Raw genomic sequence first — 15,539 nt, 5'->3', positions numbered from 1 at the left:
CGCCAGCGCCCTGACGGGGGTGATTCCCGTTCCCGAGCTCATTGCCGCATAATCAAATCAGCTGACCCGCACGGTGACGATGAATTACACCAACCGGCGGGACGTGACCTCGATCTCCCGGATGACAAAACGTTCGACGCTGGCGTTCAGAGGATCAAGAGATTCTTTACGAAGGCGGAGCCAGCCGCTGCAGAACCGTGGCCGGCTCGGATTTTACGGCGCGGTCAGGCTCCGCGTAGTGCGCCTTTGTCGTCGACGTTGACGTGTGTCCGAGTACGTCGGCCGCAGCCTGCAAACCCAGTTCGTTGGCGAGCAGCGTCGCCCCCGTTCGACGGAAGGCATGGGGCGTGATCCCCATGCCTTCAAGGCCAGCGTTCCAGAGAATCTCGCGGAATGTGCGCCGGGCGTTGTGCGGCGCGAGTGGCTTGCCGTTCCGCGTGAAGAACAGCAGGTGTTCCGCGTCCTCCCCCTCGATCAGTGTTAGACGTCCTCGTATCACCTCTGCCGCAAATTGCGGCACGGCGACGACCCGGTTCGACTCATGCGTTTTGGGATGCGCCTGACGAACCACGCCGGCGCCACTTTGCACGACGAGCGTTCCGCGGATGTGCACGCAAGGGGGGTCGGCGGTCATATCTATGTCGCACTTTCGAAGGGCAAGCGTCTCGCCGATGCGCGTCGCCGTGCCGAGCATCACCTCGATCAGGTCCCGCACCTGCCCGTCGGGTTTGGGCCCCATCCTGCCCTCCCCTGTGCGCCAGTCGCGGGCGGCGAGTCGGATTGCGGCTACCTGGTCCGGCGTGAGCGCCTTCGGGGTGTGCTGGGGCTTCTTCATCCGCGAGGTTTCCTTGACCGGATTGCGCGCGATGATGCCCCGCCGTACGGCAAACCCCAGCACCATGCTGAGGATCGTGCGGGAGCGCTTGGCTCGTGTGTACGAGATCGCTCGCTGCACCTTCAGGAAAAGCTCAATGCGGCCGACGGTCACCTCGCGAACCGTGAAGTGCTCGAAAAAGGGCAGCACAAGCCCGCGCAGCTCGTACTCGTAGACGGTTTTTGTACCGTTCGCGCGGTCAACGTCGAGCATCAGGTCCTCCAGCCAGGCCTCGGCCAGCATTCTGAACGGCGAGCCCGCGTTCACTGAGTCGCCGACGTTACCGACGCGCGTACGCGCGGCCAGCTCGACCTTGAGCGCTGTCTCCGCCGCGTTGCGACTCGAGCCGGTCGCTTTGACCTGCCTCGACTGACCGTCCCAGTCGCGAAAACGAGCCATCGCCCGGAAGCGCCCAGCACCGACCTCGGTCGTCTTCATCGCGCCAAACGTGCTGATCGGCAGTCGTGGTCGGCCGGCCATCAGTGCTCTCCCCCGCGGCCGCCCTTGGACGGTACGGGCTCGTGAAGACCGTCCAGCCACCGAAGAACATCGGAGACGCGGTAGCGGATCTCCCGTCCGACGCGAATGCCGGACGGGCCGCGGCCATCGGTGCGCAGGTCGTAGATCGCCTGCACGTGCACGCCGAGATATTTGGCGAGCTCGCTCGTTGTGAGTACGGGCTCCAAACCGAGCCCCGAGAGATTTGTAGCATTCATAACCCGTAGGTGCCCAAGGTCACACCAGGTGAATCGAACTGGCTCGCGTACCTTCTCTCCGAGCGCCCACAAGAGGCGGGCGCCGCGGAATGAACGTTGAATAAACGTTGCGTGAATCAAGTCTTGCCCCTTCAGTAAGGACAAGAAACCCTGGTCAGATGATTTTTCTGGTGCCCCCGGTAGGAATCGAACCTACGACAATCGGATTAGAAGGCCGGTGCTCTATCCACTGAGCTACGGGGGCGGGTTGTGCTCTTCCATTCTACCGGAGGGCAGCTGTAGCCCCAATTCCCGCGTCTTTATGCGGAATTTCGGGAGTCGGTACGCTGTATTTTCGAACGAAATTGGTGTTCGCGTTCAGAAGGCATTCAGCTTGCATACGGTTTCAAACGCCCCAAAGCCACATAGGTTTAGGCCCACCTGTAGGCCCACCCGATATACGCTTAGAGCAGCGAACACAAAAAGGGGTTTTGTGACTAAAGCAAAAGCGAAGGTCGTCAAACGTTCGGCGCCAGGAGAAGGCTCCTTCAAATTTGACAAAAGCACGGGGCTCTGGGTCGGACGGGTTACACTCCCCACTGGCATCGACGGCAAGCAGCATCGGCGGAAAGTTACCAGCAGGGACGAAGCCGAAGGCAAGAAGAAGTTCGCCGCGGCGAAGCGGGAAGCTGCAAGAGGCGGGATCCAACGAACAAGCAATCCGACGACCGGTGCCTACCTGATGGAGTGGCTGGGCACGGTAGCTACCCGTCCGCGAACGAAAGACTCTTACGAGGCGAACCTCCGTCTGTACATTATCCCGGCGCTCGGGAAGATCCGCATCTTGCATCTCGGGTACGGTGACGTGTTAAAGATGACTCAGGGGATGACCGCCCGCGGTCTTTCATCGACGACAGCGCGGACCGCCCACACGATCCTGAGCACCGCTCTGACCGCAGCCGTCAACCGGAAGGTCATCGACTGGAACCCAGCTAAAGCAATACTCCGGCCCAAAGCCGCTGTTGTCGAAGGCAGCTACCTGACGGTGGCGCAGACCACAACGTTGCTGCGGTCGAATCACGGCGATCGGATGGAGGCGTTGTGGGCGCTGTATGCGTTGACCGGATGCCGGGAGGGTGAAGGTCTCGGCCTCACAATTGATCGTGTGGACCTGACACCAGGTGCGGAGATCATTGACCTCTCATGGCAGCTGCAACGTTTGCGCTGGGAGCACGCTCCCGGTTGTGTGGACCCAAAAACGCGGAAGGCGGCCTGCTCAGGTAAGCGCGGCGCCGACTGCCCCGGCCGGCATATCGTCACTCCGGACGGCTTTGAGATGAAGGTGCTGGCCGGCGCTCTTGTTCTCACTCGACCGAAGACGGCGTCGTCCAACCGAATGGTCCCATTGGTGTCCCCATTGCTGGAGCTGATTACCGCTCGTGTCGCGGCAGCTACCGCTGAACACAACCCGTTAGGTCTGTTATTCACCGGACCAGCGCATGTTCGTAAGCTGGCTGGCAACCCATTCTTCGAAGGCGGCGCGCCATGGAACCCGAGTGCCTGCAACCTTGCATGGCATAGAGCTCTGGCGGATGCAGGCATCGAAGAGGAACGCAAACCGGTCTACTCGCTGCACTCCACCCGACATTCCGCGGTGACGGTCCTCGCAGCTATGGGAGTACCGATTTCTGTCCGCATGCAGATCACCGGGCATGCATCCACCAAAGCACACACCGGGTACAACCATAACGATGAGCTTGCCGAAGCCCGAGAAGCTCTGAAACAAATGGGAAAGCTGTTCTCCTAAACCAGGTTCAGTGAACCCCTGTATGGAGAGGACCGAATCAGACAGCCCGAAGGTACGCATAAACCGTTTCGCGGCTGACCCCGAACTGCCGGGCGAGCTCAGCTTTTGAAACGCCGGCTGCTGCTTTTTCGCGAAGCTCTACGGCTCGGGGCGCATCCAGCGACGGTGCCCGCCCACGGTAGATGCCGCGCTTCTTCGCTAGGGCGATGCCTTCACGTTGACGTTCGCGGATGAGCGAACGTTCAAATTCGGCGAAAGCTCCCATGACGCTGAGCAGCAACTGTGACATGGCGTTGTCCTCCCCCGTGAACGTGAGTTGTTCTTTGACGAACTGAACCTGCACCTTCTTCTCGGTGAGGCGGCGCACGATCGACCTGAGGTCATCGAGATTGCGGGCCAAACGGTCCATGGAGTGCACGAGGACTGTATCGCCGTCGCGCACAAATTTGATCAGCTCTTCAAGCTGCGGCCGGTTCTGATCCTTACCTGAAGCTTTATCCTCGAAAGTCCGGTCGACCTCGACACCTGCAAGTTGGCGCACCGTGGACTGATCCTGTGAGCTCACGCGAACGTACGACACGCGCTGACCTGCCATTTTGACTCCCACATCGTTTCTGTCAAGTTGGAGTCTAAGACCCTGACCGCTAGTGTGTCAAGTAATCCGAAACCAACCCTATCCTGACGCTTTTTGGTATCTGTGCTTGACGTCCATCTAAGGTGTACCCCACATGGACACCGCCTACGCGATCTGGAATCGCGGTGTTGACGACAGCTGCGATCTATTCCAGGAACTATCTGGTGCTCAGAAGCAATCCTGACCGCACCCGTGGCCACCGAACGGTCCAGCACGCCGGATATGGGAACCAACAAGCCTTTTAGGCACAAGAATGCCGCCACGCGTTCCCCAAGAATGATCCTAAGAGCGTGGCGGCGGTAAGAGTGCTGCCTAGTAGGTCACAAATTCGATCTCGTAGGCGTCCGGATCCGGATATGCCCCAGAAAGCACCCAGGCTCTGAATGCGGCCTGAGCGTCGGGTATCAAGAGAATCTGATGTTCCCGCAGCTCGACGTGGTCTGTCTTGCTTGAGAGGTTCACGTAACCCCGTCCTCCACCCGGCCGCCCCACGATGCCCATAACATTGCTGTCGGCTTCCACTCCTCCGAGCTCGACCATCAGCCCGGCCGGTGACCCACACGCTTGCATCCACCGCCGGCTGCGTGCGTCGCTGATCGCCACCCAGGGGAAGCCCGAAGCGGCATCGATGCAGCCGAGAAGATCCATGGCGAACGCCACCGACCAGATCGGCTGCGGCCCGGCGGTTTCCCACCCTCGCCACCACAGTTCCGGCTCGCGCGGCATGACGGAGATCTGCTCGCGGAGCTCGAGCTCAGATTCAAGGTGAGCGAGCGGATCACAGGTCGGCGTGAAGGTCATACCGATCTCATGCGCGGCGCACTTGCGGCCGATTACGCTCAAGACGTCCGATATTCGGCGTCGTAACCGTCCGGGTACACGCCGCCCAGGATCCAAGAAGAAAATGCGACCCACGCATCTTCCAGAGTGAGCACCTGAGAGGCTCGGACCGTGACCGGGCTGTGCCCGCCAACGATCTGCACCTGCTCACCACCGCCACCCGGCCGGCCAAGTATTCCCATGGTGGTCGTGTCATCGGCATCGGGCGCCGAAAGCTCCACGGAGTATCCGATACCTGACGCCGCAAACACCATCATCCAACGATTGCTTGCCACGTGCCCGAGCACGGCGTACTTAAAGCCAACAGTCGCATCAATACAGCTGAGAAGGTCCAGGGCGAACGCTGTGCTCCAGCATGGAATGCGATCGTTCGTGTGCTCCGCTTCCCACCAAATATCAGTCTCGGCCGGCATTCGATCGAAGGCCGTCACCAGCTCGGGATCAAAGCTGTCAAGGTGCACGATGGAAGCTGGGGTGGTCATAGGTGATTCATGCGCGGCAGCGCTGCCGCGCATGATGTTTGTATGAAGCATGACGGCAGCTCGAAATGATCTCAGAGTCAGTTATCTGGGGCGGGTCGAAAGTTGGCGAGTACATCGTGCAAGCCACCCGAACATTCCGCGTCCAGATCATGCCCGGCCGGATGATCCGCGCCTGGCCAGAACCGCAGGTGCATCCGTTGCCTGCCTGGGCTGGACAGTGGGTAGGCGGAATGCGCCGCGTGGTCGTCGATGAGCGATGGATCCTTGTTACGGAGGTCCGTAACACCTACGTCCGCGTCGACCTCGGCGTCGTCACGAATATCGAACCCGTCGAGCTGGTGATAGACGGACCGATCACAGCCTCTAGTCCCCCGGGTCGCTATGAGATCAGAACGCACTCAGAACTCGTTGTGGTGCTGATCGGCGAAAACAGCTGCCGAGCTGCGCACGGTCGGTTGATCAGTGGGCTCGGTTCCGGTTATGAGGGCGACGGGCGAATGCATGAGGCCGAGGATTTCATTTTCGTTCGTGGTTTTCGGGGTGCGCTCGCATGGTCTGAGGAGGCCGAAGCCGAGGAGTGGCATGGTTTTTCCACCTCAGAGGTTTACCGTATCGACTGGCAGGCACCCCGACGACGACAAGCCAAATAGCTTCCGGGTCGATGTTCAAGCCGAACATCTGGAAGCACAACAAAGCCCGGCAGCCGCGCATGATGATGGTGAAGAGAAGGTGGGAGCATGACAGACGTCGAATACGAGCTAAGCCAGTTGGTGGCATGCATGCGCGCTATCGGACATCCAATCGATGACGTTGCCGCCGATAGATGCCGGCGAATCCTTGCTGGTGAGCTTGATGAAGAGGACGCAGTAGCCGAGATTTGGGCTAGGTATGCGCAGCCTGTATCCGAACTGGCGGCGGCCCTAACAGCCGGGATGCTCACCGAGCACGAGTTCACCGAGGCAGTCGTCCTCCTCCCGGTCGTACCTCAGGTACCGCAGCACCCGCACTCCGATTTGTGGATTCCCGTCACCGGGCCGATCAGTGAACTGCATGCCGCGTATACCGCCGGTCTGATCACCGCGGCGGTTCACGACACGGTGCTCGCAGCTATGATCGCCGCCAGCCATGAAGCGTGAACGTTAGCGGCGGCGTGGGTGGCCTGGCCAGGTGACGGCCAATGTTTTTAGATCCAATAGCGCCAGGTTCCCGGTGCTGTTCTCACAATCCAAGGAGATTACCTGCTGCCCCGTAAGGCAGCGTTACCGAATCCTGGACATGGAAATGATCATGGAACAGCAGATCTGGTCGAACACCGGCGAACGCTCCCCAGCGCTCTTCGCCGATCCGTGCGTACTCGCGCACGTCATCACCGTACTGGAACGACCGGTCCTCCCGGATGCCGCGGACGGCCTCCGTTGCGGTCATCGGAGCATCATGCGTGAGCATGACCTCAGCGTGACCGCCAGCGACCACTGCGTCAGCGTCCGCTTCGGTGATGATCTCGCTGGGCCACCACGTTTTCATCGGCGTTCGGTAGTGCACGTCGACAGAGGGCGCACCGCCAAAAGAAACAAAGCTCCGGCCGGCATGCGTCCACCGGCACCCCCGCGGCAGCATCCACAGATGAGGTTCTAGTCTGATCGGCTGGCCGGGAGCTTCCGCAAAAAGCTCATCTAGTGCAGCCCAATTTTCGTGGTTGCCGGGCGTACAGAAAAGGTTGATGTCAGCTGCGGCCAGCCAGTACTCAAGGCTGCCCCTGAGCATTGTGCCTTTCGGCTCTCCCCAGAATCCCAGATCGCCCACGTGATAGATCGTGCGCACGCCGGCTCGGCGTAGGAATGGGATTGCGACCTGGATCCAGCCGGTGTTCGAATGCCAGTCCCCTGCAATCGCCACGGTCGTGTCGCCGACGTCGGCGTTGATACTGGTCAGATCGTCGGTGGTATCCATACCTACAGCATGCGCGGCAGACACCAAAAAGCCGGCCAGGTGATTTGGCCGGCTTTCTGTTAGTGAGGTGGCGGGTTAGCTGACATCACCAGTTGAGCGAGCGGTGTAGGCGCTGTCGTAAGACGCGCGGTGGGTGTCTTGAACGGTGTAGTTCAGAAATCCCCCATCGTCTTTCGTCGCGTAGGAGACGTGCAGGCCGTCGAACGCGTCTTTGAGCAGAGAGTGCAACGCGTCCTCAACCTGCTCGGTGCGGCGACCGGATGTGAACCCGTGGTCACTGACCGCGCGGGTAGGGAAAGCCGGCAACGCCACAGTGCCTGTGCTCACGACTACCTGGGAGTCCGGGCCTGAGTAGAAACCGCCGTCGCCATCTGCTTCAAAATCCTGAAACTGCGCGACGACCTCCGCTGTTTCTCCGAGCTCGACCTGGGCGAGCACCGCCGCCTGAAACTCCGCAGAGATAACAGGCTCGTCCGCGTCATCATACTCCACGCATTCCGGGTACACACCGCACACTGTGCAGCGCAGCTCTCCGGTAACCCACCCGTTGGTCAGCGTGTGAACCGGTTCGATGTAGAAATGTAGGTTGCCCAGCTCATCGACACTGGCGTTCGTGATCGTCATCTGCTCGCGAAGCAGCGCCTCATGCACCCGCTCCTCGATTATGCCGGCGGCGGCGTCTGCGGCGCACGGCCCGAAGCTGGTGTCCCCGATGAACGCACCGACCGTGCCGCCCTCTTGAGAGATGGTGGTGTTGGGCTGGGTCGCACTGATAACGGCAAAGGTGAGCGTGGTGTCAGGGCCGGGATAAGTGCCGTGTTCGGAGGCTGTCAGGCCCGCAAAATACACGATCAGCTCCGGCTGCACCATCCAATCCAACTGATCGCTCAGCGCGGCGATGAGCTGATCGCTCAGCTGGAAAGTGAGCGGGTTGGTGAGTATTGCGGTCATGATGGTTCCCTCGGTTTGGTCGTTCTGAATGTTTGTGTTCGTGCTGGAGGAATGCGCTGCGCCGTTCATGCGGCCACCGGCCGGTACCAGCCGACGCCGGCGAGCTGCGGAGCATACTGCCGCTCTCCAGGACCGCCCAAGGCTGCACTAGCCCGGTAAGCGACGCCAACCTCCCAGCCGTCGTGAAGCTCGTCGATCTGAGTTTCGGTGAGGCCGACAGGTTCGTGGTCGGCTGTGATGCGCAGCGGGGGCGGGGTTCCAGGAGAGGTCGTTCCAAGCGAGTTGCGGCGTTCGCCAGCAGTGATCTCGGATTCGAACAGCATGTCTTCCCACTTGATGTCAGTCATCAGTTGCAGCTCCCGTCGAGGTTGATGTCGCCGTAGGCGAGAGCTGCCTGACCGATAGCCGCTACGCTGGCGGTTCCATATGCCTCGGTGCAGTCATCCAGGCCAATTGAGGCGATCATGATCTTGCCGAGCACTGTGCTGGGGTTATCAACGGCCACCGGGATCTCGGCTGCCGGTGCCGCCCAGTCGGCGCCGACAACCTTGAACTCGTCGGTGCTCGAGAAGTGCAGCTCAGTGTTGTAGCCTTCAAGCCGGACCATCGTTACTGGGCGCTTGGCAGCGTCTCCCCCGCCCCGGCCCGTGGGGATCTGGCGTGCGTCAGCGAGTACCCCCTCGCGCAGCCCGACGTTGAGGATGACGATCCGAGATCCGATATCCGATGCCGTCATAGTAGCTAGCGTGCGATTTGCCATGTGAATCTCCTGTCGTTGTGGGGCTTCGTTGTGAGGTTGCTGATTACCTCCTCTATTTGGAGGGGGATACTCACACCCCACAAAACTGTCTTCTCATGCAGCAACGCGGCCAAAACGGGCGGTTGCCGTGCGAACGTTCTTCACCGACTCGAATGGAACTCCCTCAATCTCGGCGGCGATAAGTCCGAGGCCACCGGTGAGGCTTCCGAAAAGCAAAGCCACCAAGCTCTTCCAATCCTCAAAGGGAAAGTCGAGGGCATCAGCAAGCCCGCGCTCACGACGGAGGGCGTCGATGGCGCTTCGTACCGAACCCAGCTCACGACCGCGACTGAGCATCGTCTCCAGAACGGCGTCGGCTAGTTTTTCCGAGTGACCGTGACTGATGATCAGTGCGCGGGCAGTTTTCAAGGCGACGGTGCGGAAGCCGGTGGTCTCCAGTACCTCATCGACGGCCGCAACAAAATCTGAGTCGAGCAGCGGCGAGTAGCCGGAGAATTCTGCCGCACCGATACGGTGTAGTCCTTTGCGCGACGTCTGCTTGCGTTGAGCTTGGTGCTCTTCAACCAAGCTGCCGTTGACTTCCTTGGCTGTGAAAGCCCAAGCATCGCGGGCGCCGATGATTGCGGGGTTCAAACGGAACGGTGCCGGTTTTCCGTCGGCGGTCTTGGCAAAGGGTTGCGCCCAAGCTTCCCAGAGAGCCATGTGCAGGTCGCCAGCCTCAAGGTTGTTCTTGTGGGCGATGCCGGTGAAACGTTTGACGCCGAGGGTGAAAAGGGCGCGGCCGCGGCGGCTGTTCCATCGAGCTTCGTCCGCTTGGATGGCTTCAAGCTCAGTCACCAGGTACCCACCCATATTCTGAAGTTCTGCCTCCGTAGAGACGCCCTCAGCAACCGCTGCCCCGTACGCTGCTAGGGCTGCGGCCCGAGGGGCGATACGAGCTGCGGCGACCTCTGCGCGCTCCTGGGCAATGCGCAGGTCACGAGCGAGCTTCTTTGCAGCTTTTTCGGTGGTTTTCGACACGGTATTTCCTTCTGAACCGGGGGTTTTTCGGTTCAGAGGGAAGACATGCGGCCAAAAGCGGGGAGAAACGGAGAAAAAGGGAGAAAATCAAGAAAGAAACACCAACCACCCTCAAACTGGGGGCAAGCGTCCGGGTGCTGCTCTGTTTGCGTTCTGCGTGCTCAGAAGGTGCGCCCCCGCCCCTCAGCCAGGCGACGAAAACAACAGCGGCCCGAACACCGGGTAGGCATTCGGGCCGTTCGTTGGAGTGGCTGGTGATCAGTACGTGGGCATAGCTTTCTCTACTGCCGAGCTGGTGCTCCGCAGTCCAACGCCGTACCAGGTCGGATACCCTTTGATCCGCTTTTCGAAATCGGCGTCGATACGCGGGAGGACACCGCGCTCTTGGAGGCCTTCACGGATCGCTGCGAGCGTCCAGCTGGTTCGGCGGCCTTGCTCAAACACGTAGGCGTCGAAAGCCGCCTTCAGATCGGCACGGCGGCAATGAATGCGATCCGCCGGCTCCCCCACGATCAGGCACTCGGTGATGAACCCGCCGAGGAAGTCCTGACTAGCTCGGTAAGAGCTGGTGGCCTCAGCCACTACATCACAGGTACCGAGACCTTCGTTGCCGAACGCGAGAGCACCGTCGACCTGCCAGCGGAGGATGCCAGCTGCTTCCGCTGCGAGTTTCATGGGCAGGTCTGCGTCCTTCTGCTCCTCCGTCACGATGTTGTTGAAGGGCATGATGCGCACTCGGCGCCATGTGGCAGCGTCCTGTGCGCGGATCGAAGGTCGGTGGTTTGTGAGTAGGGCCATTGTCGCGCTCGGTTCAAACGTGACGCGGCATTTGTAGAGGCCGCGCCCGCTGATCGTGTCGCTGCTGGTCATGGTCTTTAGAGCCTGCTCATCGAGGGCATTGCCCGCACCGGTCTCAGCAGCCAGCACCAACCTGGCGCCTTGTAGTTCCAAAAGCATCTCGTCAGTCAAGTCACCAGTGAACGCCTTTGCGGGCATCGTGCCGGCGTACGAGCCGATCGTCGAGGTGATGGCTTTGAGCATGGTTGATTTTCCGTTCTGGCCGCCACCCGTGATCATCCCCATGACCTCCTCGACGGTCTTCCCGATCAGGGCCATGCCAAAGAAGCGCTGGATGTACCGGACGTACTCGACATCACCGCCCGCGGACTGCAAGACGAAACGATCCCAGACCGGCGACAGCGCTTCCGGGTCATAACCCACTCCGGTCACCTTTCGCATCGCGTAGGCGGGGCCATGCGGCAGCAGTTCACCGGTCAGGAGATCGACGACGCCTGAGGGAGTGTTGAGAAGGTAAGCGTCAACGTCACATTCATCGGAGCGGAGTTGAATGGACGGATCGGAGCTGGCGATGACCCCTGCGTTCTTGATAGCAGGAGCGGAGCGGGCATTGCGGTAGCGGACGGGGTCGGCGACGTCACGCTCGGTCAGAATCTTGGTGACGTGGGCCACATTGGGGCCACGGCCTTCGGCGGTCCAGATGCCATTGGCGGCGTCGTAGCTGTTCCAGGAGTCGGTGGTCGGGTCAAAGGTGTGGCTCCGCTTTTCAAGCAGTTCATCGACGAGACGTTCGGAGCGCCCGCTGTCATCGTCTGAGTAGACGCGTGCGACATTCTCGGCGCTCGAGATGGTTACGAGGCGGGTGGCAAGCAGGTCAGCTAGCGGGGTTACAGATCCTTTCTGGAGCATGGCGTGCAGGTAGTCGTCCACTCCCCCCTTGCGATCTTTGGTGACGCCCGGAGTGTCAACGATGTAGACGGTGGCGCCGGCAGCTTCGAGCAACTGGGCGAACACGACCATAGCGCCGCCGACGTTTTTGTTGGTGCGCCAGTCGGCGTCCCAGAAGAGCAGCTCGGTGCGGCCGACGTGATCAATGAGGCCGACCGTTTCGGCTGTGAGCACCGGGTTCGGCGCAAACCCTGACTCCGCATCGCCAGCCTGGTACCCCATGGTCACCCCAGTGAGAGCGACAGGGACGATGGAGAGACCTTCGCGCAAAGCCGCTGACAGAATCGCGTCTGCCTTCGCAACCCCCTCAGTCCAAGCGATGATCGCAGCCGGGTTGGCATCGAGCATGCGCTGGCCGTACGGGTGGACGTCGGCCGGTAGCTGGCCTACTTCTGAGCCGCGGACGGCACCGGCCGGGGCCTCAAATTTGACGGAGCGGGATTTCGGTTTTTTGTCGCGGCCGAGGACCGGGATTGGTTGCCCTTTCTTGTCGAGCTTGTTTGCACCGGTCTCATCCTTTTCGAACTCGACGATGACGCGCGGCAGGTCGGGGCGTACCTGGAAGAGCACCGGGTGCGCTGGGCCGTGTGCGAGCGAGTACATGGGGATCACCAAGCAGTCGTTGTCTTCGACCGTCATGTTCTTGAGGGCATCACCGCCAAAGCCCTCAATCTCAATTTTCTGATCACGACGGACTGCGCTGTGGATGCCACGGCCGCGAGCAACATACTCAGAATTTGCGCGCCACTGCAGGTAGTGGAGGTGCGCCGGTGTTGCCGTGCGGAAGCTCTCCGCTGAATCGTCAGGCCATGTGTGAGTTGTGAAGTCATCGGTGGGGATGTTTCGTATGTTCCAGTCGCCTGGTCCCGCTACGTCGCGGGCGTTGGCTGCGAGCCAGGCGTTGCGTTCTGCGCGTTCTGCGTTCGGTGTCATGAAGGCAAGTGCCTCCGGGCTGCTCACCGCAGCCTGCTGTGTCGTGATGGTTTCGGTGTTCATGGTTTCGCGTCCTTCGCGCCGGTGGCTGCCCGGATGGGCTTGCCTCATGAACGGAGGGGGACATTGAAACCCCACGAAACTGGGATCTGCAGTTCTGAGCGCCCCCAAGACGCCCCCTGCGCCACCCGAATCGGAAACGTGAGTGGGCGCCGGACGCCGAAATTTGGGCAGAAAACGTGAATAGGGGGCGCGGGGGTGACGAAGGGGTGGTCGTCCACCCCCTCAATTTGAGGTTTTATTTAGACCTCTGGAAAATAAAAACCCCGTAAACACAGGGTTCTTGGAGATTAAATTAGGTCTAGGGGGTGTGGGGGGCGCTGGGGGCGCTGCTCAGAAGAGTTTGCATAGAAAAACTGTTTCGAACCGGTTTGGCATGTTTGAGGCTGTTTTGGATCCTCAGTGGAAAAGGTTCCGGACCGGGCGCCCCCGCGCCCCCCGCGCCCCCTCGGCACTGTATCTGACCAAATTTGGGCCGTTGCGGATCACTCGTGGGCACTGTTTTCATACTGCTCATGTACGCGCTCTGGCGAAGCGCTCGTTTCGGGGTTCTGTGGGGTTTCAATACCCCCCTCTGTATAGAGGGCAGCCCGTCCGAGGCCGCCCCGTCACTTGAGGGATCACCACGATGGCAATGCCAGCAACACTTCAGACCAACATAGTTCCACCGGCACCATACGGTGTCCGTCTCGAATCCGATGTTCACGCACGTCTGATCCTGCGAATCGTCCACGGTCGGCGACCGACCGCAACCGAGGACGAGCGCAAGCAGGGCACGGCAGCTCGCAGCGATCTCCTCACGGCATACCTGCCATGGATCAAAGCACGGGCAACCGCCACCTCTCCTTCTGCACAAGCGTCCGAAGATCGGGCTGCGAAGGCATACCTGCTTTGCGTCGAAGCCCTGGCCAAATACGATCCCTTCAAGGGGGTGCCGCTCGGTGCCTACCTGATCTTGCAGCGAGCGACTTCCGGTGAACGGGTGACTCTCGCCGGAATGCCGCTCGACCAGTTCACTCGCAAGCAGCGTCGATCTGCGGTGCAGAATGGCCAGCCCATCTCCCGGCCGGCGTCGCTTGGTGCACCGGTCGGCGGCGTGGACGGCTTGAGTATCGAAGACGGCGCGCCGAGCCAGGCCGACGGGCCGCAAGAACTGGCTGAGCGTTCCGAGCTCAGCGCGGCGATAGCCGAAGCCTTGGGCGAGCTGACCGAGCGTCAAAGGGATCTGATGATCAGCCGTTTTGGCCTGGGCGGTGGAGCGCCAATGGAGCTGAAGGAGATTGGCTTATTGATGGGTATGAATGTTCCGAGCGTGTCAAAAGCTGTGAACCGAGTTCTGGCACAAATCCGCAAGGCCAGCCCGCAGTTGAAGGCTCACCTTGACGCATTCGGCGCCATCGAAACGGCGACTGTCTGATGCCGTATACGATCGAAACACACCGCGCTCAGCCGACCACAGAGTCGGGCCTGGCGGCCCTCCACAACGCCGTGGACGCACGTGCCGGCAACCGCGGGCCGAAAGCCTGGCTGATCCCCAGGTGCGCGAGGCGAGCAGCAACAACCTCGGCAGCGAAGGCGAGGCGAAGCACCGGCAAAGACCGATTGATGTTGGCGCGGCGTACCTCTGTTCGGACAACATCGTGAGTACCGGGCGCGCCGCACTCTCAGTGATGACCGGCGAACCGCAGCGATGCACAGCCAAACCCGAAGCCGCATTCACCAAGTGGTTCATCTTTGTAGCCGCAGCCGCCCACGCGGGCACCGTCACGGAGATCGAACTGTCGGCCCTGACGAGCAACTTGGACGTCCTTATCATCCCTGGGCAGATCCGGCATACGCCGGCGCGCCGCGTTGAGATCCTGTACACGTGCCCGGGATGTCCAGCACTCCGATCCGAGCTTGGCGTGTACATGCGTCAGGCCTATTCTCCGGCGGCGTGATGACCGGGGCGGGGTATGGCGAGCATAGCGAACAATGGTCCGATGCCTTCGGCTGAGTGCCGCCCGCAGAGAGAACTGGTCGCGAGCTTTCGGAGCAGGCTACGCAGATTCTAGGGATGCAGCGTACGCGCGTAAAAAAGTGAGGGAGTGCAGCCTCCGCTTACATGCCCAGCTCGGGCGTTACTCGTGCCACGCAGCCCCCTACCGCTGGTACATGCGCGGCCCGAGTTTTTCACGCCAATTTAAGCGCAGATGGAAACTTACGGTGACGTCAGCACATATAGATAGCACGCTGAATAAGTTTGCCCACGGGGCAGCCGGCGCAAACGTTCTAGGGGGACAACATGTTCGCAATAATCACCCGCCGGCCATCACCGGTCGGCAAGTTTCAGCGATACATCGACGGTCTCGATGAAGAGTCACAGGCCAATCTGAACCGCCACTTGGCAAACCCTGATGTCTCCATTTCGGCTCTACGGGATGCCCTCGCCGCCGAGGGCTTCCGTATTGGCTATACAGCCATTTGGAATCGCCGCCAGGCTGCGGCCCCTTTCAATCAGCACGCCGCCTGATCATCGTGCTCCGCGGAAATCTGCTCGCACAGCTACCACCGTCAGTCTGGCGACAAGTTCGTGGCGGCTACCGCGCTCGCATGGTCAGCACCAACCTCAATGGCGCCGCGCGGACGCGCGACACCGTGGGCATTAATGGCAGTCGCTCGCTTCGGTGTTCCCGCAGCATCGATTACGCCTCGACTTCGGCGGGCAGGTGGCCTTGTCCTTGGCTTGTTATGTGAACGCCTCACAGGAGCATGTTCACTCTTACGTCCAAACTTCTCTTCGAAGCC

General features: G+C 60.8%; 17 protein-coding genes and 1 tRNA gene. 6 read left to right on the top strand and 12 right to left on the bottom strand.

The genetic code is table 11. From position 1 onward, the window contains the following. Positions 1 to 166: 166 nt before the first annotated feature. The 3 genes from E3O11_RS16385 to E3O11_RS16375 all read right to left on the bottom strand — a co-directional run bounded on the left by E3O11_RS16385 (position 167) and on the right by E3O11_RS16375 (position 1,834). A complete protein-coding gene (locus tag E3O11_RS16385; RefSeq protein ID WP_241994763.1) occupies positions 167 to 1,312 on the bottom strand; it encodes a tyrosine-type recombinase/integrase in 1,146 nt (381 codons plus the stop codon). A 41-nt stretch (positions 1,313 to 1,353) separates the two neighbouring features. Further along, positions 1,354 to 1,590: a helix-turn-helix domain-containing protein gene (locus tag E3O11_RS16380; protein ID WP_092451840.1), complete on the bottom strand. Its 237-nt coding sequence runs from the start codon at positions 1,588 to 1,590 to the stop codon at positions 1,354 to 1,356. A gap of 168 nt (positions 1,591 to 1,758) precedes the next feature. Next, positions 1,759 to 1,834 (bottom strand) — tRNA-Arg (locus E3O11_RS16375). Positions 1,835 to 2,062: 228 nt separating this feature from the next. Here E3O11_RS16375 and E3O11_RS16370 point away from each other — a divergent pair. Continuing rightward, entirely contained in the window at positions 2,063 to 3,376 is a 1,314-nt protein-coding gene (locus E3O11_RS16370; protein ID WP_166787613.1) for a tyrosine-type recombinase/integrase, read from the top strand. 37 nt (positions 3,377 to 3,413) lie between these two features. Here E3O11_RS16370 and E3O11_RS16365 read toward each other — a convergent pair whose 3' ends face one another. The 3 genes from E3O11_RS16365 to E3O11_RS16355 form a co-directional block, all read right to left on the bottom strand. Then, the gene (locus E3O11_RS16365; RefSeq protein ID WP_092451844.1) at positions 3,414 to 3,971 is read right to left on the bottom strand and encodes a recombinase family protein; all 558 of its coding nucleotides are present in this window, start codon (positions 3,969 to 3,971) and stop codon (positions 3,414 to 3,416) included. Between the two features lie 351 nt (positions 3,972 to 4,322). Further along, a complete protein-coding gene (locus E3O11_RS16360) occupies positions 4,323 to 4,811 on the bottom strand; it encodes a hypothetical protein (protein ID WP_092451846.1) in 489 nt (162 codons plus the stop codon). A 38-nt stretch (positions 4,812 to 4,849) separates the two neighbouring features. Then, a complete protein-coding gene (locus tag E3O11_RS16355; protein WP_092451848.1) occupies positions 4,850 to 5,332 on the bottom strand; it encodes a hypothetical protein in 483 nt (160 codons plus the stop codon). A gap of 65 nt (positions 5,333 to 5,397) precedes the next feature. On the opposite strand from E3O11_RS16355, the gene E3O11_RS16350 reads away from it, so the two are divergent. After that, a complete protein-coding gene (locus E3O11_RS16350; protein ID WP_092451850.1) occupies positions 5,398 to 5,982 on the top strand; it encodes a hypothetical protein in 585 nt (194 codons plus the stop codon). A gap of 87 nt (positions 5,983 to 6,069) precedes the next feature. Then, positions 6,070 to 6,468 carry a hypothetical protein gene (locus E3O11_RS16345; RefSeq protein ID WP_092451852.1) on the top strand — a complete coding sequence of 133 codons (399 nt, stop codon included), beginning with the start codon at positions 6,070 to 6,072 and terminating at the stop codon, positions 6,466 to 6,468. A gap of 82 nt (positions 6,469 to 6,550) precedes the next feature. On the opposite strand, the gene E3O11_RS16340 is transcribed toward E3O11_RS16345, so the two are convergent. The 6 genes from E3O11_RS16340 to E3O11_RS16315 form a co-directional block, all read right to left on the bottom strand. Continuing rightward, complete coding sequence (locus tag E3O11_RS16340; RefSeq protein ID WP_134495656.1) at positions 6,551 to 7,282, bottom strand: metallophosphoesterase; 732 nt, start codon at positions 7,280 to 7,282, stop codon at positions 6,551 to 6,553. Between the two features lie 75 nt (positions 7,283 to 7,357). After that, positions 7,358 to 8,233, bottom strand: coding sequence for a hypothetical protein (locus E3O11_RS16335; protein WP_134495654.1), 876 nt, complete (start codon positions 8,231 to 8,233; stop codon positions 7,358 to 7,360). Positions 8,234 to 8,298: 65 nt separating this feature from the next. Continuing rightward, complete coding sequence (locus tag E3O11_RS16330) at positions 8,299 to 8,580, bottom strand: hypothetical protein (RefSeq protein ID WP_092451858.1); 282 nt, start codon at positions 8,578 to 8,580, stop codon at positions 8,299 to 8,301. Further along, positions 8,580 to 8,993 (bottom strand): hypothetical protein, encoded by a 414-nt coding sequence (locus E3O11_RS16325; RefSeq protein ID WP_134495652.1) that lies wholly within the window; start codon positions 8,991 to 8,993, stop codon positions 8,580 to 8,582. Before E3O11_RS16325 ends, E3O11_RS16330 begins: the two co-directional genes overlap by 1 nt. Before the next feature lie 93 nt (positions 8,994 to 9,086). Beyond that, positions 9,087 to 10,013: a hypothetical protein gene (locus E3O11_RS16320; protein ID WP_092451861.1), complete on the bottom strand. Its 927-nt coding sequence runs from the start codon at positions 10,011 to 10,013 to the stop codon at positions 9,087 to 9,089. Between the two features lie 258 nt (positions 10,014 to 10,271). Continuing rightward, on the bottom strand, positions 10,272 to 12,755 hold the full coding sequence (locus E3O11_RS16315) for a phage/plasmid primase, P4 family (RefSeq protein WP_166787612.1): 2,484 nt from the start codon (positions 12,753 to 12,755) through the stop codon (positions 10,272 to 10,274). 625 nt (positions 12,756 to 13,380) lie between these two features. Here E3O11_RS16315 and E3O11_RS16310 point away from each other — a divergent pair. The 3 genes from E3O11_RS16310 to E3O11_RS16300 all read left to right on the top strand — a co-directional run bounded on the left by E3O11_RS16310 (position 13,381) and on the right by E3O11_RS16300 (position 15,264). Then, positions 13,381 to 14,169 (top strand): sigma-70 family RNA polymerase sigma factor, encoded by a 789-nt coding sequence (locus tag E3O11_RS16310; protein WP_092451865.1) that lies wholly within the window; start codon positions 13,381 to 13,383, stop codon positions 14,167 to 14,169. Positions 14,170 to 14,290: 121 nt separating this feature from the next. After that, positions 14,291 to 14,692: a hypothetical protein gene (locus E3O11_RS16305; protein WP_092451867.1), complete on the top strand. Its 402-nt coding sequence runs from the start codon at positions 14,291 to 14,293 to the stop codon at positions 14,690 to 14,692. A gap of 344 nt (positions 14,693 to 15,036) precedes the next feature. Then, positions 15,037 to 15,264: a hypothetical protein gene (locus E3O11_RS16300; protein WP_092451869.1), complete on the top strand. Its 228-nt coding sequence runs from the start codon at positions 15,037 to 15,039 to the stop codon at positions 15,262 to 15,264. Positions 15,265 to 15,539 lie beyond the last annotated feature (275 nt).

The sequence above is a fragment of the Cryobacterium levicorallinum genome, assembly GCF_004402405.1.
Classification (GTDB): domain Bacteria; phylum Actinomycetota; class Actinomycetes; order Actinomycetales; family Microbacteriaceae; genus Cryobacterium; species Cryobacterium levicorallinum.
This window is presented reverse-complemented; position numbering and strand designations above follow the sequence as displayed.

Coding starts and splice junctions, on each gene's coding strand:
- E3O11_RS16330 (WP_092451858.1), bottom strand. CDS start 8,580: ATGACTGACATCAAGTGGGAAGACATGCTGTTCGAATCCGAGATCACT.
- E3O11_RS16365 (WP_092451844.1), bottom strand. CDS start 3,971: ATGGCAGGTCAGCGCGTGTCGTACGTTCGCGTGAGCTCACAGGATCAG.
- E3O11_RS16335 (WP_134495654.1), bottom strand. CDS start 8,233: ATGACCGCAATACTCACCAACCCGCTCACTTTCCAGCTGAGCGATCAG.
- E3O11_RS16385 (WP_241994763.1), bottom strand. CDS start 1,312: ATGAAGACGACCGAGGTCGGTGCTGGGCGCTTCCGGGCGATGGCTCGT.
- E3O11_RS16380 (WP_092451840.1), bottom strand. CDS start 1,590: ATGAATGCTACAAATCTCTCGGGGCTCGGTTTGGAGCCCGTACTCACA.
- E3O11_RS16325 (WP_134495652.1), bottom strand. CDS start 8,993: ATGGCAAATCGCACGCTAGCTACTATGACGGCATCGGATATCGGATCT.
- E3O11_RS16360 (WP_092451846.1), bottom strand. CDS start 4,811: ATGACCTTCACGCCGACCTGTGATCCGCTCGCTCACCTTGAATCTGAG.
- E3O11_RS16300 (WP_092451869.1), top strand. CDS start 15,037: ATGTTCGCAATAATCACCCGCCGGCCATCACCGGTCGGCAAGTTTCAG.
- E3O11_RS16350 (WP_092451850.1), top strand. CDS start 5,398: ATGATCTCAGAGTCAGTTATCTGGGGCGGGTCGAAAGTTGGCGAGTAC.
- E3O11_RS16315 (WP_166787612.1), bottom strand. CDS start 12,755: ATGAACACCGAAACCATCACGACACAGCAGGCTGCGGTGAGCAGCCCG.
- E3O11_RS16355 (WP_092451848.1), bottom strand. CDS start 5,332: ATGACCACCCCAGCTTCCATCGTGCACCTTGACAGCTTTGATCCCGAG.
- E3O11_RS16340 (WP_134495656.1), bottom strand. CDS start 7,282: ATGGATACCACCGACGATCTGACCAGTATCAACGCCGACGTCGGCGAC.
- E3O11_RS16345 (WP_092451852.1), top strand. CDS start 6,070: ATGACAGACGTCGAATACGAGCTAAGCCAGTTGGTGGCATGCATGCGC.
- E3O11_RS16310 (WP_092451865.1), top strand. CDS start 13,381: ATGGCAATGCCAGCAACACTTCAGACCAACATAGTTCCACCGGCACCA.